Origin of the sequence: Mizugakiibacter sediminis, assembly GCF_000953855.2 — a bacterium.
GTDB classification, from domain to species: Bacteria; Pseudomonadota; Gammaproteobacteria; order Xanthomonadales; family Rhodanobacteraceae; genus Mizugakiibacter; species Mizugakiibacter sediminis.
Window position 1 is genome coordinate 33,900 of the sequence record NZ_DF970159.1, and the last position, 26,565, is coordinate 60,464.

Below are 26,565 nucleotides of genomic sequence, written 5' to 3' on the forward strand. Positions count from 1 at the left end.
AATTCGTGTCACCGCGCGCGCCGCGTCGGCCGTGCTCCCGTTCCGGAATCCGCATGGCGTCCCTCGCCGCTACCGCGCGCCGTCCCCTGCTGTGGCTGCTCCTGCTGCTGCTCGCCGCGGCGGCCAACCTGTATTGGTGGCGGCTGGGCCGGCCGGTGGCGCTGCCCGACGCGCCCGCCGGACGCATCGCCTGCGTGTCGTACACGCCGTTCCATCAGCCGGGCGAGTCGGCGCTCGATCCGCGCGCGGTGGTGACGCCGCAGCGCATCGACCGCGACCTGCGCGCGCTGTCGGCGCGCTTCAGCTGCGTGCGCACCTATTCCGTCGGCGGCGGCATGGACGCGGTGCCGCGCATCGCCCAGCGCTACGGCATGCAGGTGTTGCTGGGCATCTGGCTGGCGCGCGATGCCGCGGCGAACGAGCGCGAGCTCGCCGCCGGCATCGCGCTGGCGCGGCAGTACCGCGACACGGTGCGCGCGGTGGTCGTCGGCAACGAGGTGATGCTGCGCGGCGAACTGACCGCGCCAGCGCTGGCGGCCTACATCGGGCGCGTGCGCCGCGCCACCGCGCTGCCGGTGACCTACGCCGACGTCAGCGATTTCTGGCTGTGCGTGCCGGCGAACCCGCGTTGCCAGGGCTTCCATCGTGACCTCGCGCCGGCGGTGTCGTTCCTGACCATCCACGTCCTGCCCTACTGGGAAGACCGGCCGGTGGCGGTCGGCGACGCGGTCGCGCACGTGCGCGACGTGGTCGCGCGCCTGCGCGCCGCCTATCCGGGGCGCGAGGTGCTGATCGGCGAAACCGGCTGGCCGAGCGCCGGCCGCCAGCGCGCCGGCGCGGTGCCGAGCCGGGTCAACGAGGCGCGCTTCGTGCGCGAATTCCTCGTCTGGGCGGCGCAGGCGCACGTGCCGTACAACCTGATCGAGGCGTTCGACCAGCCATGGAAGCGCGCGCTGGAAGGCACGGCCGGCGGCTACTGGGGCCTGTTCGATGCGCGGTACCGGCCGAAGTTTCCGCTGCGGGGGCCGGTGGTCGAGGAGCCGCGCTGGCGGCAGGGGCCGGCGCTCGGCGCGGCGCTGGCGCTGCTGTTCGCGCTGCCGGCGCTGGCGCGACGCGGCTGGCGCGAACGCGCCGGCGTGGCCGCGCTGCTGCTGGCCGGCGACGCCACCGGCGCCGCGCTGGCGGCGCAACTGCGCTACATGGGCATGGCCGAACGCGATGCGTTCGAATGGGGCGTCGCCGCGGCGTGCACGCTGGCGGCGCTGGCGACCTGCGCGCTGATCGCGGCCGCGCTGGCGCGCTGGCTCGGCGATGGCGCCCCTGCGCTGGCGCTCGACTGCGGCGCGACGGCGCTGCAACGCAAACGCGGCGGCGGCCCGGGACGCGGGCTGGGGCTGGCGCGCTTCGGCTGGCTGTTCGGCGCCGCGCTGGTCGCCTTGCTGCTGGCCTTCGATGCGCGCTACCGCGATTTCCTGCTGCCGCTGTATGCGCCGCCGGTGGCCGGCTTCGCCCTGCTGGCGCTGACCGGCATCGGCGCCCGCCGGCCACTGGCGCTGGAGGAGCGCCTGCTGGCCGGCTGGGTCGGCGCCTCCGCCGCGGTGACGCTCGCGGAGGAAGGCTGGGCCAACGCGCATGCGTGGGCATGGGCGGCGCTGTGCCTGGTCCTTGCCGCTGCGGTGCTGCTGCCCGACCGCATCGCGCGGCGTCGCGCGGGCGCAGGCGGACCTCAACCCGCGGCGTGATTTGCGGGTGTCGAGGCGGGGCGTGCCTGCGACCGCGCCAGCGCCAGCACGCCGACTAGCAACGCCAGCGCGCCGCTCTGGAAGCAGTACAGCACCAGCGCCACCGCCCCGAGCGCGGCGGCCAGCGTCGCCGTGAGCGGATGCCGGCGCAGCAGCGCGAGCGCCCCCGCCAGCAACGCGGCCGCGCCGATCCAGCCCAGCGCGCTGACGCCGGGCGCGTCGCTCCACCAGGTATCGGGTCCGCGGGTGAAGGCGAGGACCGCCGCTTCGCGCAGGCCGCACCACCGGGCCGCGGCATCGGCGTTGCAACGGTGTGCGACCGCCACCGGCTCGATCAGCGCGTAGCGCACCAGCATCGCCAGCGCCGCCGAAGCGGCGACCAGCAACCAGGGCAGAAGTCGGCGCAGGAGGCGGACGGGCATGGCGGCGCGGCGGCGGGAGCCGCGCAGTATGGCATGCGGCGCCGCGGCTGCGCAGCGGTGCGCCGTGCCGCCGGCGGGGTGCCGGTCCACGGCGGTTTTCGTACCACCGCGGTCTATGGCAGATCCATTAAGAAGTCGTTACATTCCGGTGGCGCCCGCGCAGGGGTCGGGCGCCCATCGACCAACTCTCCCCGGGGGATTTTCCATGAACATCAAGCTACGCCGCAGTCCGCTGACGCTCGCCATGCATGCCGCCGGCCTGCTGGCGCTTCCGTTGTTCGCCACGCCGGTCTTCGCGCAGGATCAGCAGCAGGCCACCAAGCTCGAGGTGATCGAGGTCACCGGCTCGCGCATCAAGGGGTCCGACATCGCGACCCAGGTGCCGGTGCTGACCATCAATTCCGACGACATCGAAAAGGCCGGCCTGACCAGCATCGGCGACGTGCTGCAGCAGCTCAGCTCGTCCGGCTCGGCGCTGAACACCAAATTCAACTCCGCCGGCAACTTCGGCTTCCCGCCCGACGGCAGCGGCGTCGGCTCCGGTTCGGCGACGCTGGATCTGCGTCACCTCGGTTCCAAGCGCGTGCTGATCCTGGTGGACGGCCTGCGCTGGGTGAACGAGACCTCGGGTTCGGGCGTATCCGCCTCGGTCGACCTGAACACCATTCCCGCCAGCATCATCGACCGCATCGAGATCCTGCAGGACGGCGCCTCCTCGCTGTACGGCTCGGACGCGATCGCGGGCGTGGTCAACATCATCACCAAACGCTCGCAGAACGGCGCCGCGGTCAATCTCTATGCCGGCGACTACAGCCTGAAGGGCGGCAAGAACACCTCCGGCAACGCCTCGTTCGGCGCCAAGGGCGACCGCTACGAGTTCTTCGTCGACTTCAGCCACGTCAAGCAGAACGCGATCAGCTCCTCCGCCAAGGCGCAGGCCGGCGCGGAGTGCGTGCCGGGCACGGGTCTCGCCAACTGCAGTTCGGCCACGCCCACCGGTCGTTTCATCTTCTTCGACCCCGCCGTCGGCGACGTCGTCAGCGTGACGCCGAATGGCGCGTTCCCGAACGGTCCCAGCTACCCGAGCGACTTCCACCACTTCACCACGGCCGACCGCTTCAACTTCGCGCCGTACAACCTGCTGATGACGCCGAGCGAGCGCAACGCGGTGTTCGCCCAGGCGCGCTACCACATCAGCGACAACGTGACCTGGTACGTGAAGGGCCTGTACAACACGCGCAAGTCGCTGAACCAGGCCGCGCCCGAGCCGATCTTCCTCGGTCCCGGCGCCGGCACCGGCGGCCTCGCCGACTCGGTCGGCGTGGACGTCACCAACCCGTACAACCCGTTCGGCTTCACGCTGGATCCGGACCCGGCCACCGGCAACCTGATCCTGATCGGCCGCCGTCCGCTCGAGGGCGGCCCGCGCCAGTACCGCCAGGACGTCGACACCTACTACTTCGCCACCGGCCTCGACGGCTCGTTCGGCCTGGCCGACCGCGACTACTACTGGGACGTCAACTTCTTCGACAGCAAGAACTCGGCGACGCAGACCGTCAACGGCACCTACAACATCGCGCACATCCAGCGCGCGCTGGGCCCGCTGGCCGACTGCACCGGCAGCTGCGTGCCGCTGAACATCTTCGGCGGTCCGGGCACGATCACGCCGGCGATGCTGCAGTACATCCAGTACATCGAGCACGACACCAGCGAGAACAAGCTGAAGGGCTGGACCGCCAACCTCTCCGGCGAGCTGTTCGAACTGCCGGCCGGCGCGTTCTCGTTCGCCACCGGCTACGAGCACCGCAAGTACGACGGCTCCTACACGCCGGACGCGGTGGTGGTCGCCGGCGAGTCGAACGGCGTGCCCTCGCTGCCGACCGCGGGCAGCTACTCGATCAACGAGTACTACCTCGAGCTGAACGCGCCGCTGCTGAAGGACATGCCGGGCTTCAAGGCGCTGGACCTGTCCGCGGCCACGCGCTATTCCGACTATTCCACCTTCGGCGGCACCACCAACAACAAGTTCGGCGTGCGCTGGCAGGTGTACGACGACCTGACCCTGCGCAGCACCTGGGCCGAAGGTTTCCGTGCGCCGACCATCGGCGAGCTGTTCGGCTCGCCGGCGCGCTTCGACGCCACCCTGCAGGACCCGTGCTCGGCGCCGATCGCCGATCCGGCCACCGCGGCCAACTGCGCCGCGCTGGGCGTGCCGGCCAGCTACTCGCAGCCGAATCCGCAGATCTCGGTGCGCACCGGCGGCAACCGCAACCTGCAACCGGAGACCTCGAAGAGCTTCACCGCGGGCGCGGTGTACAGCCCGGGCTGGGCGGCCGATTCCGGCTGGTCGCAGCGGCTCGACATCACCCTGGGCTACTACCGCATCAACCTGAAGAACGCCATCCAGGCGCCCGACGCGCAGACCCAGTTGAACCGCTGCGTCGCCAGCGGCGATCCCAACTCGGCGTTCTGCCAGGGCATCCACCGCAACGCCACCGGCAACATCGACGGCTTCAACAACACCCTGCAGAACCTCGGCCGCATCGACACCAGCGGCTGGGACTTCGGCGCGGTGTGGAAGAGCCCGCAGTGGAGCTTCGGCCAGTTGACCGCCAACTGGCAGAGCACCTACGTCGAGAAGTACGAGGCGAAGAACGAGGCCGGCGATCTCGAGCCGCGCACGGTCGGCATCGAGGTGACCGACAGCGCCATTCCGCGCCTGACCTCGGTGCTCGGCCTCGGCTGGGCGCAGGGGCCGTGGACGGTGGACTACAAGCTGCGCTACATCAGCCCGCTCAAGGAGGACTGCGCGGGCGCGGCCGGCTTCCCGATCTGCACCTCCCCGAACGAGGTGGCGCCGAACCGTCCGGACGGCACGCACCGCCTGGGCGCGGTCACCTACCACGACATCCGCGCCAGCTGGAAGGTGCCGGTCAACTTCGACCTGACCGTCGCCGCGGGCATCAACAATCTGTGGGGCAAGAACCCGCCGATCTGCGTGTCCTGCTCGCTGAACGGCTACGACGCGTCGACCTACGACCTGTACGGCCGCTTCAGCTACGTCGAGGCCAGCCTGAAGTTCTGAGGCCGGCGCCGACGATGGCGTGAAACGCGAGGGCCGCCCGCGGGCGGCCCTCTTTTTTTGCCGTTGCCGGCGCCGGCTCAGCGGTGCTGGCGGTCGTGCTTCTGCCGGTAGATGCGGCGGCTGTCGCGGTTGTCGGTGCGCTGGATGCGCGCCTGCTCGCGGGCGCCGACGCGGCCGTCGGCGCCGGCGCGCGCCTCGAGGTGGTCGACGTGCGCTTCGCGGCCCTCGAGGTGCGCCGCCTCGCGGTTGGTCAGGGAGCCGCTGGCGACGCCGTTGCGGATGCGCTGCTGCTGGTCGATGTTGCGCTGCACGTCGGCCTGCATGCGTTGCGAGGAACGCGAGTCGGGATTGCCGGTCTGCGCGTCGTGCTTCTGGCTGTAGATCGCCGCGCTTTCGCGGTTCTGCGCGTGCCGGATCTGCGCCTGGTCCTGGGCGCTGAGCGTGCCGTCGCGCAGGTCGCGCTGCTCGATGCGGTCGATGTGCGCCTCGCCCTGCTCGAGCTTGGCGGCTTCGCGGGTGGTGAGCTGGCCGGACTGCAGGCCCTGCTCGATGCGTTGCTGCTGATCGACGTTGCGCTGCGTCACGTTGTCGACGCTCTGGGCCTGCGCGGCGAACAGGACGCCGAAGCCGGCGGCGGCGAGGCCGAATCGGCCGGCGATGCGGGTGATGCGCTTCATGACTTGCCTCCCTGGTAGACGAGCCCGCGGCATGCGGGGTTCGCCTGCCCGGGAACGCCGCGGGAGAGAAGGCGTTGACCGTGCGGCCCGCGCGGCGTTCAGCCGGGCGACAGCGAGGCCGGCACGCGCACCTCGGCGGCCAGCGGCAGGTGGTCGGAGAAGGCGTCGGGCAGGGTCCACAGCCGCTCGACGCGCAGCGGCTTCGACACCAGGATGTGGTCGATCGCGCGCCGCGGCCGCCAGCTCGGGAAGGTGGGCGGGATCTCCTGTGGCGGCTCCAGACTGGTGCGGCGGAACAACTGGCGCATCTCGGCGCTGTCCGGGTCGCAGTTGAGGTCGCCCATCAGCAGCGCATGCGGACAGCCGTCCAGCAGTTCGGCGATGAAGCCGAGCTGGCGCGCGCGCGTCTGCGGTCCCAGCGAGAGGTGGGCGATCACCACCGTCAGCGCCTCGCGGCCCTGGCCGAAGCGCGCCAGCAGGGCGCCGCGACCGGGGATGCGGCCGGGCAGGGGGTGGTCGTAGACCTCGGTCGGCTGCAGCCGGCTGATCAGGCCGTTGGCGGAATGCGCGATGCGCGCCATCGGCCGGTTCGGCTGGTGGCTCCAGTACGGCATGCCGGCGGTCTCGGCCAGGTAGCGCGTCTGGTTGAGGAAGCCGGAGCGCAGGCTGCCGGCGTCGGCCTCCTGCAGGCCGACCACGTCGAAGCCGGCGATCACGTTGGCCAGGCGGTTCAGGTTGGCCTGCTTGTCGCGGCCCGGCAGCACCTGCGTCCAGCTGCGCGTGACGTAGTGGCTGTAGCGGCGCACGCTGGCTCCGGCCAGGATGTTGCAGCTGAGCACGCGCAGCGACGTCGCCGCGCGGCGGCCGGTACGGGCGGAATTCATGCGCTCAGGGTAGAGGCGGTCAGGCCCGCGGACAAGGCCGGGAAGCTCAGTTGCCGCGTTTTTTGCTGTCCAGTTCGCGCTGCACCAACCACTGCGTCAGCTCGACCAGCTTGTCGAAGCTGCCGCCGGCGCTGCCGGCGTCGGCGCGGTATTTGCCGTCGACCACGATGCTCGGCGTGCCGTCGATGCCCCAGGCCTGCTCGCGCTTGACGTCGGCGATCAGCCGCGCGTCGGTCTGCGCGGACTGCGCGATCTCGAGGAAGCGCTGCGGCGCGACCATGTAGCGGCCGGCGTAGAAGCTGGCGAAGTTGTCCAGCGTGGCGCCCTGCGGCGGAATGCTCTGCGCCTGCCAGATGGCCTGGAACACGGCGTCGTGGCTGGCCTGCGCGAGGCCGAGCGCGTCCGCGGCGTAGAACGCCCGCGCATACGGCTCCCACATCGGCGAGAACGTCGCCGGGATCATGCGGAACTCGACGCCCTTCGGCAGGCCGGCGACCAGGCGGTCGACGTACGGCGCGAAATGTGCGCAGTGCGGACAGGCGTAGGAGAACACCTCCACCACCTCGACCTTGCCGTCGCGGCCGAGCGGCTGCGCCGGATCGATGCGGAAGTAGTGCGTGCCTTCCACCCACGGCGCCGCCGCGGCGGCGGGCGCGGTGGCGTCGCTGCCCGCGCTGCAGGCGGTGGTCAGCAGCAGGCTGGCGAGCAGCAGGGGGAGACGCTTCATCATGGACGGCCTCCGCCGCAGCTCAGGGCTGCGCGCCGCTCTCGCGCGTCACCAGCCAGCGCACCAGGTCGATCACCTGGTTGTAGCCGCCGGCGCTGTTGACGTCCAGCCGCCACTTGCCGTTGACGACGATCGTCGGCGTGCCCTCGACGCCGTAGGCCTTGATCAGCGCGTCGGCGCGCTTGACCTTGGCGTTGACCGCGAACGAATTGGCGGTGGCGACGAAGTCTTCCGGCTTGACGCCGTACTTGGCGTAGAACTTGGCGATCTCGTCCAGGCCCGGCTTCAGCGGGCGGTTGGTCGCCGGGTCGAAGGTGGCCAGGCTGCGGTCCTTCCACACGGCGTCGTACATCGCGTCGTGGGTCTTGTCGACGACGCCGAGCGCCTGCGCGGCGTAGAAGGCGCGCTGGAACACCGGCCAGTCCTCGTCCGGGCGGAAGCCGGCCGGCACGTAGACCATCTGCGCGTTGGCCGGCAGGCTGGCGGCCAGCTTGTCGACGACCGACTTGAAGCGGTAGCAGGCCGGGCAGGCGTAGGAGAACACCTCCACCACCTCGACCTTGCCCGGCGTGCTGGTCGGCTGCGCCGGTTCGATGCGGAAGTAGTTCTTGCCCTCGGTCCAGTTCGGCGTCTGCGCGGCCGCGGCGGTGGCGCAGGCGAGCAGGGCGATCAGCAGCAGTACACGCTTCAGCATCGCGAATCTCCGTACGACGGACGGCGGCGACTCTGCCGCGCGGCGGCTGAACCACAGCCGCCCGCGGCGCGGATCATCGGGCGGCGGCGGTCGCGGGCGCCGCGCCCTCGGCCGCGTGCAGACCCTCGACGTAGGTGGACACGGCGGCGATGTCGGCGTCGGTCAGGCGCTTGGCGATCGTCGGCATGATCTGCGCGTGATCGTCGCTGCCCCAGGCGGTGCCGTCGTGCCAGGCCTTCAGCGTGCGCTGCACGTAGTCGGCCCACTGACCGGCCAGCTGCGGATAGGCGGCGCCCGGGTTGCCGCGGCCGTCGGGGCCGTGGCAGGCCATGCACGCCGGGATGCCGCGCGCGGCGTCGCCCTGGCGGTACAGCTTCTCGCCGGCCTTGACCAGCTTGTCGTCGGCCACGCCCGGCAGCGGACTCTTGCTGGCGAAGTAGGCGCCGAGGTCGTGCATGTCCTGCTCGGACAGCGGGCTCGCCATGCCGAGCATGATCGGGTTCTGGCGCGCGCTGCTCTTGAAGTTGTTGAGCTGGCGGACGATGTATTGCTCGTTCTGGCCGGCCAGCTTCGGGTACTGCGCGTCGGCGGAGTTGCCGTCCAGGCCGTGGCAGGCGCCGCAGACGGCGGCCTTGCCCTGGCCGGCGGCGGCGTCGCCCGGCTTCACCGGCGCGGCGGCGGTTTCGGCTGCGGCGGGCGCCGCGGCGGTGGCGGCCGGCGCGGGCGCCGTGCCCTGGGCGGCAGCGGCCGCGCCGAAGGCCAGCGTGGCGGCGAAGGCAACGGTACGCCGAAAACTCATACACTTCTCTCCCGAAAACGCGCTCGTATCCTGAGGATTCCCGCAGGCGCGGGCAGAAACCGTGGAATTATCCTCGTCGCTCCCGAGACGGTCAAACCGCCCGAGCGGCCGTGGCCCGCGTCCATCCAGCAGAGCGTCCCCATGCCATCGAACCCCCTGCAGGGCGCGCGCTTCGCGCTCGCCGCGCACAGCCCCGAGCAGCTGCCGCCGGATGCCGGCGCCGAGGTCGCCTTCGCCGGACGTTCCAATGCGGGCAAGTCGAGCGCATTGAACGCACTGACTGGACAGCGCGCGCTGGCGCGCACCTCGAAGACGCCCGGCCGCACGCAGCAGATGGTGGTGTTCGAGCTCGGCCCGGAGCGCCGGCTGGTCGACCTGCCGGGCTACGGCTACGCCAAGGTGCCGCAGGCGCTGCGCGAGCACTGGCGGCAGGCGATCGATGCCTACCTGCGGCAGCGCCGCGCGCTGCGCGGGCTGGTGCTGATCGTCGACATCCGCCATCCGCTGAAGGACTTCGACCGGCAGATGCTGGCGTTCTGCGCCGACGTCGGCCTGGCCTGCCACTGCCTGCTGACCAAGGCCGACAAGCTGTCGCGCGCGCAGGCGCAGGCCGCGCTGCGCGCGCTGGAACGGGCGATCGCCGACGAAGGCTGGCCCGCCAGCGCGCAGGTGTTCTCGGCCCACGACGCCACCGGCGTGGAGGCGGCGCGCGCGGCGGTGATGCGCCTGCTGGAGACGCCGCGGCGGTGACATGCCGGCGGTCGCGTCACCGCGCGGGGGCGAAAGACCTGCGAGCCGGGCGTGGTCCCCTTTCAAACGGCCGCGCCGCCCCCATCTCGGCGCCGCCCTCCTCGAAGGATCGTCCTCGTGTCCAGTCCCAGCGCCGTGAGCACCACGCCGATCCACGATCGGCGCCAGTTGGTCGAGTACCTGGCCGAGGGCGGCAAGCCGGCGGCGGAATGGTGCATCGGCACCGAGCACGAGAAGTTCGGCTTCCGCTTCGACGACCTGCGCCCGCTGGACTACGAGGGCCCGCGCGGCATCCGCGCGCTGCTGGAAGGGCTGACCCGCTTCGGCTGGGCGCGCGTCGAGGAGAACGGCCATTTGATCGCGCTGACCCGCGGCGGCGCCTCGGTGACGCTGGAGCCCGCCGGCCAGCTGGAACTCTCCGGCGCGCCGCTGGAAACCATCCACGACACCTGCTGCGAGGTCGGCAGCCATCTGCACGAAGTGAAGACGGTCGCCGACGAACTCGGCGTCGGCTTCCTCGGCATGGGCTTCCAGCCGAAGTGGAAGCGCGAGGAGATGCCGTGGATGCCGAAAGGCCGCTACGCGATCATGCGCCGCTACATGCCGACGCGCGGCAACCTCGGCCTCGACATGATGACGCGCACCTGCACGGTGCAGGTCAACCTCGACTTCGCCGACGAGGCCGACATGGTGAAGAAGTTCCGCGTCGGCCTGGCGCTGCAGCCGGTCGTCACCGCGCTGTTCGCCGACTCGCCGTTCACCGACGGCAAGCCCAACGGCTACCTGTCCTACCGCTCGCACGTCTGGACCGACACCGATCCCGACCGCACCGGCATGCTCGACTTCGTGTTCGAGGACGGCTTCGGTTTCGAACGCTACGTCGACTACCTGCTCGACGTGCCGATGTACTTCAGCTACCGCGACGGCCGCTACGTCGACCTCGCCGGCCGCTCGTTCCGCGACTTCCTCGCCGGCAAGCTCGACGCGCTGCCCGGCACGCTGCCGACGCTGCGCGACTGGTCCGACCACATGACCACCGCCTTCCCCGAGGTGCGCCTGAAGCGCTACCTCGAGATGCGCGGCGCCGACGGCGGCCCGTGGAACCGCCTGTGCGCGCTGCCGGCGTTCTGGGTCGGCCTGCTGTACGACGCCACCGCGCTGGACGCGGCCTGGGATCTGGCCAAGGACTTCACGCCGGCCGAGCGCCACGCGCTGCGCGACGGCGTGCCGAAGCACGCGCTGAAGCTGCCGTTCCGCGGCGGCAGCGTGCGCGACCTCGCGCAGGAAGCGCTGAAGATCGCCGCGCACGGCCTGAAACGCCGCGCCCGCCTGAGCCCCGGCGGCGCCGACGAGAGCCACTTCATCGAGCCGCTGATCGAATACGCCGAGGCCGACCAGACGCCCGCCGAGCGCAAGCTCGAGCTGTACCACGGCCGCTGGAACGGCAGCGTCGATCCGGTGTTCCGCGAGTTCGCCTACTGAGCAGCCCGGTAGCCGGGGTCTTCACGCACGGTCACGGGGATTGTGGTAGTTTTCTATCCAGACCCCGTGCTGCGCGAACGCCCAAGTGCCACTTGGGATGGTCCCGGGAAACCGGCTAGCGCACGCGGGGTCATTTCTTTTTGTGCTTGCCGAATTCGGGGCGCACCTGCGAATTGCTGGAGACGAACAGCCAGTGGCGGTAGGGGTCGTGCCACCGGTTGGCGTAATCGCCGCGCATACTGGTGCTGATACCGATGTTGAATCCCGGATAGATGCGGCGCACACGCGCCAGAATGTGCTTGTAGACGCGTTCTTTGGCGATCGTCCGCTTGCCGCGCCGGCGGGCGCCTGGCGGCTTTTCTTTGTGCTTGTCGTTCAAACGGAACTGCATCGCGCCCAGCACGACGTCGATGCATTGCAGCAACGCGTGCTGCTTCGAGTCGACCTCGCCGATGGCGTCGGGCGGCAGCACGATCCCGGCCTGCTGGAATCCGTGCCAGCGATTCAATCCCGCGATGTAGCCTTTGAACGCTTCCCGCTTATCTTGGGTGTCGGGAAGCTGATCGAAGAGCAGACGTAGCCGGGTCCTCGCGCCGGGAAGGCCGGCATGCCGCAAGCCGAATGCGTGCTTGACGAACTGGTAGTACAGGAGAAAGAACGCGTTCTCGCGTTGTTCGGACGACAGACCGGTTGCCGAGAAGTAGTTCTGGGTGAACATCACCCGCAGCTTGAGCTTGCCTTCCTCGGCGAGGTCGAAGACCGCGTCCATCAACTCGGCATACTTCGGCGCGTAGGTTTCCGAGATCTTCTGCCACTTCACCTCGTCGCGAAGACGCAAGGCCTCGCGACGCGCGAGGATGCGCTCTTCGACTTCCGCCAGATGCCTCGACTCGACCAGCAGCCCGCCGTAGAAGTTGGCGAAATGCCGCCCTGAAATGTCCGATTCGTCGCAGTAGAGGACCAGTTCGCGCGCCATCCGTGGCTTCCCGTCAATGCAGCGGCCAGCCGCCGGCGTCGTCGACGGCACAATCGATGTCGGCCTGCAGTTCGAGCGTGCGCGCGAGCGCGGCGATCACCGCTTGGTAGTGGGTGAGGTCGTCGTAGGTGAGCTGACGGCCCTTGCGGTCCTTCAGCCATTTCTCGGCGACGCGATAGCCGCCGATGTACGTGTCCCATACGCGCTGCGGCACGCCGTCGAAGTACTGCGCGTCGTTGATGTAGACGCGGCCCTTGTCGCCCGCCGCGTCCGGCGCCCAGCGCACCTTGGCCACCTCGTTGCTGCCGGCGACGTCGTACCGCGTGATGCGCGGCAGCGTGGTCTGCATCGTGTGCAGCGCGATGAGCTCGTGGCCGATGGCGACCAGCCGCTCGAACAGCGCGCGGTTGCGGGTGAGCGGCACGCGCGGGAAATCGCGCTTGAGGAAGTCGGCGTAACGCGTGCGGTAGCCCGGCGCGTACAGCACGGCGTAGATGTACGCCAGCGCGTCCTCGGGGCTGGGCGCATGGCCGACGGCCTCGGCCAGCGCGGCGACGAATCCGGGTGCCAGGTTCGCGGTCTTCTCGCGTGGTGCGGTGTCCAGCAGGTCGGTGGATTCGCGGGGATAGAGCCAAAGGGGGAAGACGAAGCCGTTGTTGGATGTCTTCGGCGACATGCAGATCACTTCCGTGATCTCGCGGGTGATCTGCGCGTGGGCAAACGACTCGCCCTTTGTCATTCGAGAAGTGATCAGGCCGATGTTCTCGCGATGAAAGAATTGCCCCATTACGGCTGGGCGCGGCATGCAGTGATAGCCACGTGAGCGCCCGGTGTAGTAGGTGAACCGCACGTCGAATGGGCGGTAGTGAATGGGGGTCAATCGGCCGGGGTTGGGGCCAGAGTCAATCAGATCCTTTTGCGCAAGGCCGACTTTCCAGTCGCGTGCGTCTTTGCCAAGCCGGTACTTCTGTCTCGCTTCTTCAACTTCTAGCGCAGAAAAGTCCTCGACTGCCCGCCAGGCATCGTTCTCCGAGAAGTGGATGGTGAGGGAGTCGCGTCCTGTGGCGATGCCCACGCTGTTTAGCGGCATAGCTTCCGTGATCTTCCAGCTGCGCTCGTACTCCTCCCGCAGCGCGCCATCTTGAGGCACGAAGTAGTAGCTGGGCGACGAGGGCGACAGCTCGCGCCACTCGGTGTGCTCCGCCGAGTCGGATTGCAGCGCCGCGTACTTGAATTCGCGAGCCCCATACAGGTCGGCATGAAAGACGCGGGCCCGATGGTCGTTGCTGCGCTCGCGGCTCTGCCGGCGCACGAAGATGCCGATGGCGACGCCCTGCTGGATGTCGAAGACGTTCTCGTCCTTGCTGCCGTCCGGCGCCGTCTCCTTCTTCTTGCTGTTGCCGTGCAGGTCGAGGACGTAGATCGCGTCGAAGGCGCGCAGCAGGCTTTCGCGCATGCCGCGGAACGTCGGATTGTCCAGATACCCGTGGTTGGTGACGAACGCGAGGATGCCGTGACCGGTCTGCTCGATGCGCCACTGGGCGAAGCGGATAAACTTCACGTAATCATCGTTCAGCCATTTCGGATTGCGCTCGCCAAGCGGCCCGCCGTCTACTTCGAAATAATTTGCCGTCTCCTCGCCGGTCATGCTGTCATGACCGCGCAGCAGCCCGGCAATCCAGGCACCGGTGTTGGCCGAATGCCCCGAGTATGGCGGGTTGCCCAGTACCACCATCACCGGCGCGTCGCGCTTGATGCGCGAGGCGGCGTGCGATTCCTCGGCCAGCCATTGCGTGAACAGCGGCAGGCCGGTCAGCTCGTGCGCCTCCTCCAGCGAGTTGGTGAGGAACACTCCGAGGCGCTGGTCGGAGGCGAAGTCGTAGCCGGACTGCTCCAGTTCCAGGCCAAGCTTCATGTGCGCGACCGCGTAGGGCGCCATCAGCAGCTCGAAGCCGAACAGGCGCGGCAGCAAATGCTCCGCCACGTAGCCCGGCCAAGCGCCGGCGTTGCCTTCGAATTGCTCACGAATCTTCTGGATCACCGCGTAAAGGAACGTGCCGGTGCCAGTGGCGGGGTCGAGGATCTGCAGGCGGTGGGTTTCGACGGTCTCCGTGGCCGGAGCCGCGCGCGATGGCCTGGCGGTGCCGCGACTTTGCGGGGCTTCCACCCGCCGCGTCAGCTTGACCTTGCCGGCATGGGCCAGTCCGTCCGTGAGGCCGAACTCGCTGCGCAGCAACGCGTCCACGCTGCGCACGATGTAGCCGACTACCGGTTCAGGCGTGTAGTAGACGCCGCGCGTCTCGCGCAGCTTCGGGTCGTAGGCGGCGAGGAACGTCTCGTAGAAATGCACCACCGGATCCTCGCGCCGGGTGCGCTGGCCGAAGTCCTCGAGGATCGCGGTCATGTCCGCGCGCGCGAGCAGGTCGGCGAGCTGGTCGACCGCCCAGGCGATGCGCGGGTCGAGCTCGGGGCCGGCGATGGTGTTGAACAGCTTGCGCAGAAACGGGTTGGTCCTGGGCAGCGCGTTGGTAGCGATCTGTCGCGTGAAGCCCTGCGCAGGGGTGTTGCAGCGGGCGGCAAACAGCCCGTAGCACAGCGTCTGCGCGTACATGTCGGCGAACTGTGAGGGCGTGAGCGAGTCGATCAACACTTTGCGGAACGCCTCGAACTGGGCGTGCAGCTCGCCGGTTTCGTTTTCGTTGCCGAAGGTCCTCTCGATCAAGTCACGAATCAGGCGCGCCAGTCCGGCCATGCGCGTGGCGAGATCCTTCGGCGTGGCCTTGAGTGGGATGTCGGCCTGCAGGAACTGCGTCAACAGCTGCGCCACCTGCGAGGCGTCGTCGTTCCAACGGATGCGACCGTCGCGGCCAGGTCGCGGCAGAGTGGCGCTCAGGCGCAGCTCGCCGTCGAGATACCAGCGGAATTCGAGGTAGTCGGTGAGGACGAGGTTGGCTAGCGATTCACGATAGCGGTCGAGCTGCTCGGAGCGCTCGACGCGGCCGAGATCGCTGCCGACGTCCTTGGCCTCGACGTAGCCGAGTGGCACCGTGCCGCGGACGACGATGAAGTCGGGCGCGCCACAGTCGATCTGGCGTGGCTCGTTGATCGCGTCCACGCCCTGGCCGCCGAGTGCTTCGAGCAGCGCTTCCAGCGCCGGGCGGTGGGTGTGTTCGGTGGCGTTGCCCTGCTTAAGGGCGGACTCGACGGTGCGCAGATATTCCTTGAGCACGTTGCTCGCCTGGACCGGCATGGTGGCGTGTTCCCCCAGCGATATGCGTAAGCCCGAACGATAGCGCAGCCGCGCTGGAAAGACAGGTTCGATGACCCCGAAAAGCGCCAGGCCCGCGTTGCGCGGGCCTGGCGGGGAAGCTCACTTGGTGTCCTCGGGTTTGAGGCCGCGCTGCTCCAGCAGCGGCTCGACGCTCGGGTCGCGGCCGCGGAAGGCGCGGTACATCGTCGCCATGTCCTCGGTGCTGCCGCGCGAGAGCACCATGTCGCGGAAGCGCTGGCCGTTCTCGCGGGTCATGCCGCCGTGCTCGCGGAACCAGTAGTAGGCATCGTGGTCGAGCACCTCGCTCCACAGGTAGGCGTAGTAGCCGGCCGCGTAGCCGCCGCCCCAGATGTGCGCGAAGTAGCTGGAGCGGTAGCGCGGCGGCACATCCGGCATGGCCACGCCGAAGCGCTTCAGCGCGTCGGCTTCGAACGCGTCGACGTCCTGCTTCGGCGCGTCCGCCGGCAGCGTGTGCCAGGCCATGTCGAGCAGCGCCGCCTCGAGGTATTCGAGGGTGGCGAAGCCCTGGTTGAACTTGCGCGACTTCTTCACCTTCTCGAGCAGTTCCTGCGGCATCGGCGCGCCGGTCCGGTAGTGCCTGGCGTAGTGCGCCAGCACGCTCGGCTCGGTCGCCCAGTGCTCGTTGAACTGCGAGGGGAACTCGACGAAGTCGCGCGGCACGTTGGTGCCGGCCAGGGTCGGGTATTTCACGTCCGAGAACATGCCGTGCAGGGCATGGCCGAACTCGTGGAACATGGTGGTGACGTCGTCGAAGCTGAGCAGCGCCGGCTGGCCCGGCGCCGGCTTGGTGAAGTTGCAGACGTTGAACACCACCGGCTTGGTGCCGAACAGCCGGGACTGGTCGACGAAGCTGTCCATCCATGCGCCGCCCGACTTGTTGTCGCGCTTGAAATAGTCGGCGTAGAACAGCGCCAGCGGCTTGCCGTCCTTGTCGAACACCTCGAACACGCGCACGTCCGGCTGGTACACCGGGATGTCGTGACGCTCCTTGAAGGTCAGGCCGTACAGCTTGTTGGCGGCGTAGAACACGCCGTCCTTCAGCACGCGGTCGAGCTCGAAGTACGGCTTGACCTGCGACTCGTCGAGATCGTACTCGGCCTTGCGCACCTGCTCGGCGTAGTACTGCCAGTCCCACGGCGCCAGCTCAAAGCCGCCCTTCTGCTGGTCGATCAGGGCCTGCATCCTGTCGGCCTCGCCCTGCGCCTTGGCCATCACCGCCGGCACCATGTCGGTCATCAGCTTCTCGGCGCGCGCCGGCGTCTTCGCCATCTGGTTCTCGAGCGCGTAGGCGGCGTAGGTGGGGAAGCCGAGCAGCTTCGCCTTCTCGGCGCGCAGCTGGGCGAGGCGCTGGATCGTCGCGCGGGTGTCGTTGGCGTCGCCGTGCTCGGTGCGCTCGGTGGAGGCCTTGAACAGGCGCTCGCGCACCGCGCGGTCGCTCAGCTCGGCCTGCGCCGGCTGCTGCGTGGTGTTCTGCAGCGGCAGCACCCACTTGCCCTGGAGGCCGCGCGCCTTGGCCGCTTCGGCGGCGGCGGCGATCTCGCCGTCGGCGAGACCGGCCAGCTCGGCCTTGTCGCCGATCACCAGGCCGCCGGCCTTGGTGGCGGCCAGCAGCTTGTTCTGGAACTCGGTGCTGAGCTTCGACTCCTCCTGGTTCAGCGCGCGCAGCTTCTGCTTGTCGGCGTCCGACAGCCTGGCGCCGGCGTGCACGAAGTCGCGGTAGTAGCGCTCGACCAGGAACTTCTGGTCCGGCTGCAGGCGGTCGCGGCGGTCGTAGATCGCCTGCACGCGCGCGAACAGTTTCGGGTTGAGGTAGATCCCGTCCTGGTGCGCGGCGAGCTTCGGCGCCTCCTCTTCCTCGACCTTCTGCAGCGTGTCGTCGGTGTTGGCCTGGGTGATCGCGAAGAACACCTTGGCGACGCGCGTCAGCAGCACGCCGGAACGTTCCATCGCCAGGATGGTGTTGTCGAAGCTGGCCGGCGCCGGGTTGTCGGCGATCTTCTCGATCTCGGCGAGGTGCCGCTTCATGCCTTCTTCCAGCGCGGGCTGGTAGTCGGCGTCCTTGATGCGGTCGAACGGCGGCGCCTGGAACGGCAGCGTGCTCTTGCTGAGGAACGGGTTGGTGGCCGGCGCGGCATCGGCGGCGGCGACCGCGGCGCCGAGCGCGACGGCGCAGGCCGCGGCGAGAAGACGGATCGAGGGCATCACGCGTTTCCTGTGCGAGGGGCGGGCGGGCCGCCGTAGGGCAAACGCCCGCATCTTAGCGGCTGCGCGCGCGGCGGCCATAGGCCATTCCGGCCAGCGCGCCCCGCGTCAGGGCGCGGGACGCCGCGGCGTCAGCAGGCGCTGCTCGAGCAGCGCCGCGTCGCTCCAGGTCAGCGGCGGGCGGCGGTCGAAGCGTCGCGCCAGACGGCGCGCCCAGCGCTTGCGCGCCAGCAGGCGCAGCAGGCGGTCGCCGATCGGGCGCGTGGCGATCACGTGCAGCCGGCGGCCGTCGCTGGCGAGGTGGCGGCCGAGCCGGCGCGCCACGCCTTCCAGACTGGCGCGGGTGAAGAAGCCGACGTGCTGGCCGGTCTGCGGCGCGTAGTAGTGCCATTCGCCGGGACGGTTTGCCGTCGCCGGCAGCAGTTCGGTGGCGAACACCAAGGTCGGCGCGCGCGCCGCCAGCGCGTCGAACGTGACGAGCGGATCGACCAGGTGCTCGACGACCTCGAAGCAGGTGATCAGGTCGAAGCGTTCGTCGTCGCCCGCCTCGAAACCGCGCGCGAACAGGTTGGGGCAGTGACGGTCCTGCCAGCGGAAGTCGTAGCCGCGGTCGCGCAGCAGGCGCACGAACAGGCCGCCGCCGCCGCCGTAGTCGAGGCAGCGGCCGACGCCGCGGAAGCGCAGCGCCAGCAGCGCCGCCACGGTGTCGGCCAGCCACAGGTTGCGATGGACGATGCCGGTGTCCAGGGCGGCGATCGCGCTGCTGGCGTAGGCCTCGTCCAGCCAGTGCGGGTTCTCGACGAACACGTAGCCGCACGCCGTGCAGCGGCGATAGGCGGCGCGATGGCGGCCGAGGACGAGCTGTTCGCCGAACGGCGCCGTTTCCGCGGCGCACAGCTTGCAGGCGGGCATGGGCGCGGGAGGATTCAGGCGGCGCGCACGTCGCGCAGCGTCCAGTGCCGGCCGACGAGCAGGGCGAGGCGGTGCTTCAGCACCGCATGGGGCAGCGAGGTGACGATCTCGACGTCGGTGCGCAGGTCGGCCTGCTGCGCGTTCACCGTCGCGCCGGGGTCGCACGCGCCCAGCGCGTCGTCCACCGCGTCGGGATCCGGCTGCGCCGCCCGCCAGCGATGGAACAGCGAGGGCTCGCGCAGCGCCTGTTGCAGGGCGGCGGCGAACGCCTCCGGGCTCTTGCCGGCGAAGGCGAAGGCGGGATCCTCGCCGCGCGCGCGGGCGAGGTCGTCGATGCCGAGGTAGTAGCGCTGCCGCATGCGGATCGCCTCCGGGTTGCCGCGATTATGCCGCAGCCGCGGCGGCCGGCGGACGTCAGGCCGCGGCCGCGCGCAGCGCGGCGACGGCGCGCGCCAGCGCTAATGCCTGCGCGGCGGGTTCGCGGTCCGGGGCGAAGTCCAGCACGCCGAGGCAGGGCGCGGGCAGCAGGCGGCGCAGGGTGTCGAGGTTGTCGTCCAGGCGCGCCATCGTCGGATCGACCACGTTGCCGATCCAGCCGAGCAGCCGGCAGCCGTCCGCGGCGATCGCCCGCGCGCTGAGCTGGGCGTGATTGAGGCAGCCGAGGCGCAGGCCGACCACCAGGATCACCGGCAGGCCGAGCCCGCTCGCCAGCGCCGAGGCGGGCAGCGTGTCGGACAGCGGCGCCAGCCAGCCGCCGACGCCTTCGACCACCACCCGCTCGCGGCCGGCCGCCAGCGCCGCGTACGCGGCGCGCAGCGGCGGCAGCGTGACCTCGACGCCGGCCGCGCGCGCGGCGAGATGCGGCGACACCGCCTCGGCCAGCGCGACCGGATTGACCAGCGCGTAGGACGGCATCGGCGGCGCGCTGGCCGCCTGCAGCGCCAGCGCGTCGGCGTTGCGCAGGCCCTGCGGCGTCGCCTCGCAGCCGCTCGCCACCGGCTTCATGCCGACCGCGTCCACGCCGGCGCCGCGCAGCGCGTGCAGCAGCGCGCAGCTCGCGTAGGTTTTGCCGATGCCGGTGTCGGTGCCGGCGATGAACACGCCGCGCGCCGTCATGGGGCGTCGCCCGTGCGCGCGTCGGCCGCGGTGCGACGCGGCGGCGCGTCGCGGCGGCGCGGGTCGTTGGAGGCGTACGTGATGGCGTCGTGCATGCGGAACCCTCGCCGGCCGGTCAGTATGCCAGCGCCCGCGCCCGCGGGCTTACAATGGCCGTCCCTCCTCCCCTGCCGCAGGTGCGCCGATGTTCACCGCCGCCCCGATCCACGCCGCCAGCAAACCCGAGCTGTACGCCGAGCTGCTGCAGCAGGTGCGCGGCCTGCTGCACGGCGAACGCGACCTGATCGCCAACGCCGCCAACTTCGGCGCCCTGGTCTACGACGTGCTGCCGGACCTCAACTGGTGCGGCTTCTACTTCTTCGACGGCCGCGAACTGGTGGTCGGCCCGTTCCAGGGCAAGCCGGCGTGCGTGCGCATCGCGCTCGGCAAGGGCGTGTGCGGCACCGCCGCGGCGACGCGCGCGACGCAGGTGGTGCCCGACGTGCACGCCTTTCCCGGCCACATCGCCTGCGACGCCGCCTCGCGCTCGGAGATCGTGGTGCCGCTGGTCCGGGCGGACGGCAGCCTGCTGGGCGTGTGGGACGTGGACAGCCCCAGGCCGGCGCGCTTCGACGACGATGACCGCGCCGGCATGGAGGCGCTGTGCGCCGCGTTCATGGCGTCGCTGGGCTGAGCGCGCGCCGGGTCGCGTCGTGAACGCGCCGGGCAAGATCCGCAACATCGGGCCGAAGTCGGCGGCCTGGCTGCGCCAGGTCGGTGTGCACACGCAGGCCGACCTCGAGCGCCTGGGCGCGGTGGAGACCTACCTGCGGGTCAAGCGCGCCGGCTTCCGCGCCAGCCTCAACCTGCTGTACGCGCTGGAAGGCGCGCTGGCCGGCTGCCACTGGGCGGAGCTGCCGGCGGAGCGCCGCGGCGAGCTGCTGCTGGCGGTGGACGCCGCCGAGGCGCTGCTGCCGGCGCGCGCGCGCGGGCGGCCGGCGGCGTCGGCGGAGCGTGCGCCCGACGGCGAGGCGAAGGCGGAGGACGCCGATGCCGGCGCCGAGCCCGCCGCCGATGCGGACGACGCCGCCGCCGCCATCGACGAGTGACGTGCCCGCGGCCGCTTCCCGTCTCCCGCGCCCTACCGCACCACCGCGAACTCGCGCGCGTTGTCGTGCCAGCGCGGCGTGGCGCGGATCGTCGGCAGCACGTCCTCGACGTGCTCGACCAATTGCCACATGCCGGCGTGTTCGGGGTTCATGAAGCGCTCGTCGATCGCCGTGCGCAGGAACGCGTCCAGCGGCGCGTAGAAACCGCGCGTGTTCAGCAGCACGATCGGGTTGAAGTACAGGCCGAGGCGCTTCAGCGTGATCGCCTCGAACAGTTCCTCCAGCGTGCCGCAGCCGCCGGGCAGGGCGATCACCGCGTCGGAACCGGCCAGCAGCTTGTGCTTGCGTTCGCGCATGTCCTCGACCAGCTCGAGGCGGGTCAGCCCCGGGTGGCCCCATTCGAGGTCGGCCATGAAGCGCGGCAGGATGCCGATCACTTCGCCGCCGCGCGCCAGCGCGCCGTCGGCGACCGCGCCCATCGAACCGGCGGAGCCGCCGCCGTAGACCACCGTGCAGCCGGCTTCGGCCAGCAGTTCGCCCAGCCGGTAGGCGCTGGCGCGGTACTCGGCGTGGGCGTGCTGGCTGGAGGCGCAGTAGACGCAGATGCGCATCGGGGCTTCCTCGCGAAAGCCCGAGTGTAAGGCGCGAGGCGGCGCCGCCTCCACCGCCGCAGGTGGCGTCACTGCAGGCCGCGGGGTGCGTCCAGCAGCAGCGCGTTGGGGAAGTCGCGCGCGGCGCGGGCGGGGTCGGCGCGGCCGAGCGCGTGCGCGGCCAGCGCGTCCAGGCCCTTCCACTCGCCGGACAGGCGGCGCAGCTCGACCAGCGCGCGCACCAGCCGCGCGAACGCCTCGGCGAGATGGCGGTACAGCGCCGCCATCGCGCTGCGCGGCTGTTCCGCCTCGGCGGCATAGGCGGCGCTGCCGAGTTCGAGGAAGTAGGTCAGGCTGACGCGGCGACGCGCGGCCTGCTCGGGGTAGAGGCCGGCGATCAGCAGGCAGCGGTCGCCGGTTTCGCGCAGCGCCTGCTCGCGCAGCGCGCCGCGGCGGCCGAGCGCGTCGAGGTAGTCCAGCGCCAGCGCGCGCGCGTTCAGGTCGGCGTCGCCGAGGTGCCGCATCAGCACGAATACGAGGTAGCTTTCCAGCTCCTCGTCCAGGCGCGCGTCGGCGCGCGCCTGCGCTTCGTGCACCAGCCCCTGCCACAGGGCGGTGGGGGTGTGGTCGTGCAGGATGGCGGTCATGGCTGCCCTCCCAAGCCGGAACGCGGCCTTGCATTCCTTATATCGGCATTCGGCCGCGAAACAACAGGGGGTGCATCAAATTGTGCGCGGTTTCAGGCCTCGCGCGCCTCGAGCAGGCAGTAGCCCAGGCCGCGCACGGTGCGGATGCTGACCGCGTCGCCCAGCTTGGCGCGCAGGCGAGACATGTGCACTTCGATGGCGTTGACGGTGGTGTCTTCGTCCCAGCTGGTGATGGCCTGGATCAGGCGCTCCTTGCTGACCACGCGGCCGGTGTGCAGGGCGAGGCATTCCAGCACCGACCACTCGCGCTGGGTCAGCTCCAGCGGCACGCCGTGCACGCGCGCGCGGCGCCCGCCGAGGTCGAGCTGCAGCGGGCCGATGGCGAGTTGCGCGGTGGTGGCGGCGGCGGCGCGGCGGATCAGCGCGCGGCAGCGCGCGGCGAGCTCGGGCAGGGCGAACGGCTTGACCAGGTAGTCGTCGGCGCCGAGGTCGAGCGCGTTGACGCGGTCGGTCAGGCCGTCGCGCGCGGTGACCACCAGCAGCGGCAGCGTGGCGCCGCTGCGGCGCACCCGGCGCAGCAGGGCGAAGCCGTCCTCGCCGGGCAGGCCGAGGTCGACGATGGCGAGGTCGAAGTGTTCGTCCGCCAGCGCGGCGTAGGCGTGCTCGGCCGACTCCACGCGGTCCACCGCGTAGCCTTCGGCGGAGAGGCCGCGACGCATCGCGTCGGCCACCGCCACATCGTCCTCGACCACCAGGATGCGCATGCCCGCGACGCCGTCCGGAACCCGCATGCAGGCTAGGCGGGGCGGGTTTCGGCGGGCTTTCGCGGCGGGCGGCGACGAAAAAGCCGGCGCTGGCCGGCTTTTCCGGGGCAGGGGCGAGGCGGCGGTGCGATGCCCTAAGGCATCGCGCGCGCTCAGCCGCGTTTCATCGAGTTGAAGAACTCCTCGTTGGTCTTGGTGTTCTTCATCTTGTCGAGCATGAACTCCATCGCCGCCAGCTCGTCCATCGGGTGCAGCAGCTTGCGCAGGATCCACACCTTCTGCAGCATGTCCGGCTCGATCAGCAGCTCCTCGCGGCGCGTGCCGGAGCGGTTGATGTCGATCGCCGGGTAGACGCGCTTCTCGGTGATGCGGCGGTTCAGGTGCACCTCCATGTTGCCGGTGCCCTTGAATTCCTCGTAGATCACCTCGTCCATCTTCGAGCCGGTATCGATCAGCGCGGTGGCGAGGATGGTCAGCGAGCCGCCCTCCTCGACGTTGCGCGCGGCGCCGAAGAAGCGCTTCGGGCGCTGCAGCGCGTTGGCGTCGACGCCGCCGGTCAGCACCTTGCCGGAGGACGGCACCACGGTGTTGTAGGCGCGGGCGAGGCGGGTGATCGAATCGAGCAGGATCACCACGTCGCGCTTGTGCTCGACCAGACGCTTGGCGCGCTCGATCACCATCTCGGCGACCTGCACGTGGCGCACCGCGGGCTCGTCGAAGGTGGAGCTGACCACCTCGGCGCGCACGCTGCGCTGCATTTCCGTCACTTCCTCCGGGCGCTCGTCGATCAGCAGGATGATCAGGTGCGCTTCCGGGTGGTTGTGCACGATCGCCTGGGCGACGTTCTGCAGCATCATCGTCTTGCCGGCTTTGGGCGGCGAGACGATCAGGCCGCGCTGGCCCTTGCCGACCGGCGCGATCATGTCGAGGATGCGGCCGGTGATGTCCTCGCTGGAGCCGTTGCCGCGCTCGAGGCGGAACGCCTTGCGCGGGAACAGCGGGGTGAGGTTCTCGAACAGGATCTTGTTCTTCGACGCCTCCGGCGGTTCGCCGTTGATGTCGTCGACCTTGAGCATCGCGAAGTAGCGCTCGCCGTCCTTGGGCGGGCGCACGCGGCCGGTGATGTAGTCGCCGGTGCGCAGGTTGAAGCGGCGGATCTGCGACGGCGAGACGTAGATGTCGTCGGGGCCGGCCAGGTAGGACTCGTCGGCCGAGCGCAGGAAGCCGAAGCCGTCCTGCAGGATCTCCAGCACGCCCTCGCCCCAGATGCCGCCGCCGGTGCGGGCGTGCGCCTTCAGGATGTTGAAGATCACGTCCTGCTTGCGCGCGCGCGCCACGCCTTCCTGGATGCCCAGCGACTCAGCGAGATCGAGCAGCTCGATGGCGTTCTTGCGCTTGAGCTCGGTGAGGTTGATCAGGCGGTTGGGATCGCCGCCGTCGCCTTCCTCCTCGCCGTTGCCGTTCGGCATCTGCGGCTGCTGCGGGCGCGGGCCGCGGTCGTGGCGGCCGCGGCGGCGGTTGCGGCCCTCGCGCTCGCGGCGCGGCTGTTGCGGCTGCGCCTCGCCGCCCTCGCGCGGGGCGTCGTTGCCCTCGCCGGCGTCGGGTTTGCGGGCTTCGACGGGCGCGTCGAGCGGACGCGGAGCTTCGGCGTTGTCTTTGCTTTCGATATCGGACACGGACGGACCTCGCGGGCGCCGTTGGAGTGGAAATCGGGAGGGGGAAGGTTTCGAGGCGGGCGGGCGCGGGCGATGCGCGCCGGCGGACGGGTTCAGCCTAGCATCGCGCGCCGCGCGGCGTCCAGCGCGGCGCGCGGCGCGATTCAGACGACGCGGTCGAGCATCTGGGCGATCTGGCCCTTCGGCACGGCGCCGAGCTGCTGCGCCTCCACCTTGCCGCCCTTGAACACCATCAGGGTGGGGATCGAGCGCACGCTGTAGGCGATCGCCGTCTTCTGGTTCTGGTCGATGTCCAGCTTCACCACCTTGAGGCGGCCCTGGTAATCCCTGGCGATGTCCTCGAGCACCGGCGCGATGGCCTTGCACGGGCCGCACCAAGTGGCCCAGAAATCGACCAGGACGGGGGTTTCCGACTTCAACACCTGGGCGTCGAAGTCGCTGTCGCTGACGTGGGTGATCATCTCGCTCACCGGGAATCTCCGTTATGCGGGGAGGCGGCGCCAGGGCCGCCATGGAGCCGACACGCCCGGCATCGGCTAAACTCGACTGCCCGCAAGGAGCGGGCCAGACTGGAAAGCGGGGGGTTGCCGTTGCGGCACCCGACCATTCCAGCGCAACTCAGGGCGCGATTCAAGGGCGCCACCAGCGGCCTTATCCCGCCGCATCGTCATCCTTCCCATGTCCCAGACCGTACTCACCGATACCTTCTTCGAACAATTCGAACTGCACCCGCTGCTGCAGCAAGGCCTCGCCGACTGCGGCTTCACCCGCTGCACGCCGATCCAGGCGCTGACCCTGCCGGTGGCGCTGACCGGGCGCGACGTCGCCGGCCAGGCGCAGACCGGCACCGGCAAGACCTGCGCCTTCCTGGTCGCGCTGATGAACCGCCTGCTGACGCGCCCGGCCGCACCGGAGCGCCGCGACAGCGACCCGCGCGCGCTGGTGATCGCGCCGACCCGCGAACTGGCGATCCAGATCGAGAAGGACGCGCGCGCCATCGGCCGCCATACCGGCCTGCGCTTCGCCCTGATCTATGGGGGCGTCGACTACGACAAACAACGCCAGCTGCTCAAGGACGGCTGCGACGTCATCATCGCCACCCCGGGCCGGCTGCTCGACTACTACAAGCAACACGTGTTCGGTCTGAACGGCGTCGAGGTGATGGTGATCGACGAGGCCGACCGCATGTTCGATCTCGGCTTCATCAAGGACGTGCGCTTCATCTTCCGCCGCCTGCCGGCGCGCGAGCAGCGCCAGGTGCTGCTGTTCTCGGCGACGCTGAGCTACCGCGTGCTGGAGCTCGCCTACGAGCACATGCACAACCCGGAGAAGCTGGTGGTGGAGACCGAGAACGTCACCGCCGACCGCGTGCGCCAGGTGGTGTACTTCCCGGCCAAGGAAGAGAAGATCCCGCTGCTGCTCAACCTGCTCGAGCGCAACGATCCGCACCGCAGCATCGTGTTCGTCAACACCAAGGCCGCCGCCGAGCGCGTCACCGAGCGCCTGCAGCGGCACGGCTTCCGCGTCGGCGCGCTGTCCGGCGACGTGCCGCAGAAGAAGCGGCAGAAGCTGCTGGAGCGCTTCCAGGGCGGCCAGATCGACATGATCGTCGCTACCGACGTCGCCGCGCGCGGCCTGCACATCCCCGACGTCAGCCACGTCTTCAACTACGACCTGCCGCAGGATCCGGAAGACTACGTGCACCGCATCGGCCGCACCGCGCGCCTCGGCGCCGAAGGCGACGCGATCAGCTTCGCCTGCGACCTGTACGCGATGGGCCTGCCCGACATCGAGGCCTACATCGGCCAGAAGATCCCGGTCGAGGTCGTCTCTCCCGATCTGCTGGCGATGCCGAAGCCGCGCGGCCGCTACGAGCCGCTGCCGGACGAGGACGAGGAAGGCGGCGCCGACGCCGCCGTCGCCGCGCCCATGGAAGCAGGCGCGCCGGCGGCGCCGCGCAAGCGCCGCCGGCGTCGCGGCGGACGCGGCGGTGCCGGCGAGGCTGCGGCCGCGCCGGCACCGGCCGCAGCGGCCGAGGTC

Annotated in this window: 24 protein-coding genes; 7 read left to right on the forward strand and 17 right to left on the reverse strand. The window is 70.3% G+C overall.

The features are described 5' to 3' along the window. The first annotated feature begins 53 nt into the window (after positions 1-53). A complete protein-coding gene (locus MBSD_RS03355) occupies positions 54-1,742 on the forward strand; it encodes a glycoside hydrolase family 17 protein (protein WP_062535055.1) in 1,689 nt (562 codons plus the stop codon). Here the strand turns inward: MBSD_RS03355 and MBSD_RS03360 are convergent. Then, entirely contained in the window at positions 1,727-2,164 is a 438-nt protein-coding gene (locus MBSD_RS03360) for a hypothetical protein (protein ID WP_082306452.1), read from the reverse strand. The two genes, MBSD_RS03355 and MBSD_RS03360, sit on opposite strands and share 16 nt — an antisense overlap. 205 nt (positions 2,165-2,369) lie before the next feature. Between MBSD_RS03360 and MBSD_RS03365 the strand changes: the two genes are divergently transcribed. Further along, complete coding sequence (locus tag MBSD_RS03365) at positions 2,370-5,249, forward strand: TonB-dependent receptor plug domain-containing protein (protein ID WP_062535059.1); 2,880 nt, start codon at positions 2,370-2,372, stop codon at positions 5,247-5,249. A gap of 77 nt (positions 5,250-5,326) precedes the next feature. Here the strand turns inward: MBSD_RS03365 and MBSD_RS03370 are convergent, their stop codons facing one another. From MBSD_RS03370 to MBSD_RS03390, 5 genes are all read right to left on the reverse strand, one after another. Further along, on the reverse strand, positions 5,327-5,926 hold the full coding sequence (locus MBSD_RS03370; RefSeq protein ID WP_062535060.1) for a hypothetical protein: 600 nt from the start codon (positions 5,924-5,926) through the stop codon (positions 5,327-5,329). A 98-nt stretch (positions 5,927-6,024) separates the two neighbouring features. Beyond that, positions 6,025-6,810, reverse strand: coding sequence for an endonuclease/exonuclease/phosphatase family protein (locus tag MBSD_RS03375; protein WP_062535063.1), 786 nt, complete (start codon positions 6,808-6,810; stop codon positions 6,025-6,027). Between the two features lie 46 nt (positions 6,811-6,856). After that, positions 6,857-7,540 carry a thiol:disulfide interchange protein DsbA/DsbL gene (locus MBSD_RS03380; protein WP_082306450.1) on the reverse strand — a complete coding sequence of 228 codons (684 nt, stop codon included), beginning with the start codon at positions 7,538-7,540 and terminating at the stop codon, positions 6,857-6,859. A gap of 19 nt (positions 7,541-7,559) precedes the next feature. Further along, positions 7,560-8,231, reverse strand: coding sequence for a thiol:disulfide interchange protein DsbA/DsbL (locus tag MBSD_RS03385; RefSeq protein WP_062535067.1), 672 nt, complete (start codon positions 8,229-8,231; stop codon positions 7,560-7,562). Positions 8,232-8,304: 73 nt separating this feature from the next. Next, entirely contained in the window at positions 8,305-9,030 is a 726-nt protein-coding gene (locus MBSD_RS03390) for a c-type cytochrome (RefSeq protein ID WP_062535069.1), read from the reverse strand. Between the two features lie 141 nt (positions 9,031-9,171). Between MBSD_RS03390 and yihA the strand changes: the two genes are divergently transcribed. Together yihA and MBSD_RS03400 are read left to right on the forward strand one after the other, a co-directional pair. Continuing rightward, complete coding sequence (yihA, locus tag MBSD_RS03395; RefSeq protein WP_062535071.1) at positions 9,172-9,780, forward strand: ribosome biogenesis GTP-binding protein YihA/YsxC; 609 nt, start codon at positions 9,172-9,174, stop codon at positions 9,778-9,780. 117 nt (positions 9,781-9,897) lie between these two features. Then, on the forward strand, positions 9,898-11,262 hold the full coding sequence (locus tag MBSD_RS03400; protein ID WP_062535073.1) for a glutamate--cysteine ligase: 1,365 nt from the start codon (positions 9,898-9,900) through the stop codon (positions 11,260-11,262). A gap of 130 nt (positions 11,263-11,392) precedes the next feature. Here the strand turns inward: MBSD_RS03400 and MBSD_RS03405 are convergent, their stop codons facing one another. From MBSD_RS03405 to bioD, 6 genes are all read right to left on the reverse strand, one after another. Continuing rightward, positions 11,393-12,238, reverse strand: a complete 846-nt coding sequence (locus MBSD_RS03405; protein WP_062535075.1) for a DUF3800 domain-containing protein — start codon at positions 12,236-12,238, stop codon at positions 11,393-11,395. A gap of 13 nt (positions 12,239-12,251) precedes the next feature. Continuing rightward, positions 12,252-15,488, reverse strand: coding sequence for a type ISP restriction/modification enzyme (locus MBSD_RS03410; protein WP_062535077.1), 3,237 nt, complete (start codon positions 15,486-15,488; stop codon positions 12,252-12,254). A 120-nt stretch (positions 15,489-15,608) separates the two neighbouring features. Next, complete coding sequence (gene dcp, locus MBSD_RS03415) at positions 15,609-17,732, reverse strand: peptidyl-dipeptidase Dcp (protein ID WP_062535079.1); 2,124 nt, start codon at positions 17,730-17,732, stop codon at positions 15,609-15,611. A gap of 108 nt (positions 17,733-17,840) precedes the next feature. Further along, positions 17,841-18,644: a class I SAM-dependent methyltransferase gene (locus MBSD_RS03420; protein WP_062535081.1), complete on the reverse strand. Its 804-nt coding sequence runs from the start codon at positions 18,642-18,644 to the stop codon at positions 17,841-17,843. A gap of 14 nt (positions 18,645-18,658) precedes the next feature. Continuing rightward, entirely contained in the window at positions 18,659-19,003 is a 345-nt protein-coding gene (locus MBSD_RS03425) for a hypothetical protein (protein ID WP_062535083.1), read from the reverse strand. A gap of 55 nt (positions 19,004-19,058) precedes the next feature. Then, positions 19,059-19,760 carry a dethiobiotin synthase gene (gene bioD, locus MBSD_RS03430; protein ID WP_062535085.1) on the reverse strand — a complete coding sequence of 234 codons (702 nt, stop codon included), beginning with the start codon at positions 19,758-19,760 and terminating at the stop codon, positions 19,059-19,061. Between the two features lie 184 nt (positions 19,761-19,944). On the opposite strand from bioD, the gene MBSD_RS03435 reads away from it, so the two are divergent. Both MBSD_RS03435 and MBSD_RS03440 read left to right on the forward strand, forming a co-directional pair. Further along, on the forward strand, positions 19,945-20,433 hold the full coding sequence (locus MBSD_RS03435) for a GAF domain-containing protein (protein ID WP_062535087.1): 489 nt from the start codon (positions 19,945-19,947) through the stop codon (positions 20,431-20,433). Between the two features lie 19 nt (positions 20,434-20,452). Further along, on the forward strand, positions 20,453-20,848 hold the full coding sequence (locus MBSD_RS03440) for a TfoX/Sxy family protein (protein WP_062535089.1): 396 nt from the start codon (positions 20,453-20,455) through the stop codon (positions 20,846-20,848). Positions 20,849-20,880: 32 nt separating this feature from the next. Here the strand turns inward: MBSD_RS03440 and MBSD_RS03445 are convergent, their stop codons facing one another. The 5 genes from MBSD_RS03445 to trxA all read right to left on the reverse strand — a co-directional run bounded on the left by MBSD_RS03445 (position 20,881) and on the right by trxA (position 24,986). Further along, the gene (locus tag MBSD_RS03445) at positions 20,881-21,459 is read right to left on the reverse strand and encodes an LOG family protein (RefSeq protein WP_062535091.1); all 579 of its coding nucleotides are present in this window, start codon (positions 21,457-21,459) and stop codon (positions 20,881-20,883) included. Positions 21,460-21,527: 68 nt separating this feature from the next. After that, positions 21,528-22,085, reverse strand: a complete 558-nt coding sequence (locus MBSD_RS03450; RefSeq protein WP_237071736.1) for a hypothetical protein — start codon at positions 22,083-22,085, stop codon at positions 21,528-21,530. A gap of 92 nt (positions 22,086-22,177) precedes the next feature. Then, positions 22,178-22,849 carry a response regulator gene (locus MBSD_RS03455; protein WP_062535100.1) on the reverse strand — a complete coding sequence of 224 codons (672 nt, stop codon included), beginning with the start codon at positions 22,847-22,849 and terminating at the stop codon, positions 22,178-22,180. 152 nt (positions 22,850-23,001) lie between these two features. Then, complete coding sequence (rho, locus tag MBSD_RS03460; RefSeq protein ID WP_082306453.1) at positions 23,002-24,672, reverse strand: transcription termination factor Rho; 1,671 nt, start codon at positions 24,670-24,672, stop codon at positions 23,002-23,004. After that, positions 24,669-24,986 carry a thioredoxin gene (trxA, locus tag MBSD_RS03465; protein ID WP_425478091.1) on the reverse strand — a complete coding sequence of 106 codons (318 nt, stop codon included), beginning with the start codon at positions 24,984-24,986 and terminating at the stop codon, positions 24,669-24,671. The genes rho and trxA overlap by 4 nt, the downstream gene beginning before the upstream one ends. 217 nt (positions 24,987-25,203) lie before the next feature. Between trxA and MBSD_RS03470 the strand changes: the two genes are divergently transcribed. Then, on the forward strand, positions 25,204-26,565 hold a 1,362-nt coding region (locus tag MBSD_RS03470), incomplete at its 3' end, for a DEAD/DEAH box helicase (RefSeq protein ID WP_062535095.1).

Excerpts from the sequence above, each read along its gene's own strand:
- MBSD_RS03355 (WP_062535055.1), top strand. The coding sequence starts at position 54 with ATGGCGTCCCTCGCCGCTACCGCGCGCCGTCCCCTGCTGTGGCTGCTC.
- MBSD_RS03360 (WP_082306452.1), bottom strand. The coding sequence starts at position 2,164 with ATGCCCGTCCGCCTCCTGCGCCGACTTCTGCCCTGGTTGCTGGTCGCC.
- MBSD_RS03365 (WP_062535059.1), top strand. The coding sequence starts at position 2,370 with ATGAACATCAAGCTACGCCGCAGTCCGCTGACGCTCGCCATGCATGCC.
- MBSD_RS03370 (WP_062535060.1), bottom strand. The coding sequence starts at position 5,926 with ATGAAGCGCATCACCCGCATCGCCGGCCGATTCGGCCTCGCCGCCGCC.
- MBSD_RS03375 (WP_062535063.1), bottom strand. The coding sequence starts at position 6,810 with ATGAATTCCGCCCGTACCGGCCGCCGCGCGGCGACGTCGCTGCGCGTG.
- MBSD_RS03380 (WP_082306450.1), bottom strand. The coding sequence starts at position 7,540 with ATGATGAAGCGTCTCCCCCTGCTGCTCGCCAGCCTGCTGCTGACCACC.
- MBSD_RS03385 (WP_062535067.1), bottom strand. The coding sequence starts at position 8,231 with ATGCTGAAGCGTGTACTGCTGCTGATCGCCCTGCTCGCCTGCGCCACC.
- MBSD_RS03390 (WP_062535069.1), bottom strand. The coding sequence starts at position 9,030 with ATGAGTTTTCGGCGTACCGTTGCCTTCGCCGCCACGCTGGCCTTCGGC.
- yihA (WP_062535071.1), top strand. The coding sequence starts at position 9,172 with ATGCCATCGAACCCCCTGCAGGGCGCGCGCTTCGCGCTCGCCGCGCAC.
- MBSD_RS03405 (WP_062535075.1), bottom strand. The coding sequence starts at position 12,238 with ATGGCGCGCGAACTGGTCCTCTACTGCGACGAATCGGACATTTCAGGG.
- MBSD_RS03410 (WP_062535077.1), bottom strand. The coding sequence starts at position 15,488 with ATGCCGGTCCAGGCGAGCAACGTGCTCAAGGAATATCTGCGCACCGTC.
- dcp (WP_062535079.1), bottom strand. The coding sequence starts at position 17,732 with ATGCCCTCGATCCGTCTTCTCGCCGCGGCCTGCGCCGTCGCGCTCGGC.
- MBSD_RS03420 (WP_062535081.1), bottom strand. The coding sequence starts at position 18,644 with ATGCCCGCCTGCAAGCTGTGCGCCGCGGAAACGGCGCCGTTCGGCGAA.
- MBSD_RS03425 (WP_062535083.1), bottom strand. The coding sequence starts at position 19,003 with ATGCGGCAGCGCTACTACCTCGGCATCGACGACCTCGCCCGCGCGCGC.
- bioD (WP_062535085.1), bottom strand. The coding sequence starts at position 19,760 with ATGACGGCGCGCGGCGTGTTCATCGCCGGCACCGACACCGGCATCGGC.
- MBSD_RS03435 (WP_062535087.1), top strand. The coding sequence starts at position 19,945 with ATGTTCACCGCCGCCCCGATCCACGCCGCCAGCAAACCCGAGCTGTAC.
- MBSD_RS03445 (WP_062535091.1), bottom strand. The coding sequence starts at position 21,459 with ATGCGCATCTGCGTCTACTGCGCCTCCAGCCAGCACGCCCACGCCGAG.
- MBSD_RS03450 (WP_237071736.1), bottom strand. The coding sequence starts at position 22,085 with ATGACCGCCATCCTGCACGACCACACCCCCACCGCCCTGTGGCAGGGG.
- MBSD_RS03455 (WP_062535100.1), bottom strand. The coding sequence starts at position 22,849 with ATGCGCATCCTGGTGGTCGAGGACGATGTGGCGGTGGCCGACGCGATG.
- trxA (WP_425478091.1), bottom strand. The coding sequence starts at position 24,986 with ATGATCACCCACGTCAGCGACAGCGACTTCGACGCCCAGGTGTTGAAG.